Annotated in this window: 1 protein-coding gene; it reads right to left on the bottom strand. The window is 22.7% G+C overall.

Going from position 1 to position 357, the window contains the following annotated elements; all coding sequences use genetic code 11:
* The coding region (locus CSGHG_RS19255) for a DUF2971 domain-containing protein (RefSeq protein ID WP_235700093.1) at positions 1-329 on the bottom strand (329 nt) is incomplete at its 3' end.
* Positions 330-357: the final 28 nt, after the last annotated feature.

Below are 357 nucleotides of genomic sequence, written 5' to 3'. Positions count from 1 at the left end.
CTATCTTTGTTTAAAGTAAAAACAAGCCTATATTCTTCCTCCTGTTTAAATCCAGGATGTTTAAATATATTTATATAATAAAGTATTTTTGATAAAACCTCTTCTTTAATAACTTTTCTTTCTTCTTCTGTTAAATTGAAACTTTTATCTAAAGATTGGTTCAATATTAATATTAAACTTTTTAAGATTTCCTTTTGTTCTACAGTATCATATATAACTTTTCCAAAAGCTTCATGATAAAATGCATTGTTTCCTTTTGGAGTAATACTTTTACTATTTGCAATTATATATTTTTTAAAATTTTCTTTTGAACCTACTATATTTTTCAAATCAACTTCAATGTTATATCCCTCAAAG

It is taken from the genome of Clostridium senegalense JC122, from assembly GCF_000285575.1.
Taxonomy (GTDB): Bacteria; Bacillota; Clostridia; order Clostridiales; family Clostridiaceae; genus Clostridium_J; species Clostridium_J senegalense.
Note: the sequence above shows the minus strand (reverse complement) of the source record. Positions and strands in the feature narration are given on the sequence as shown.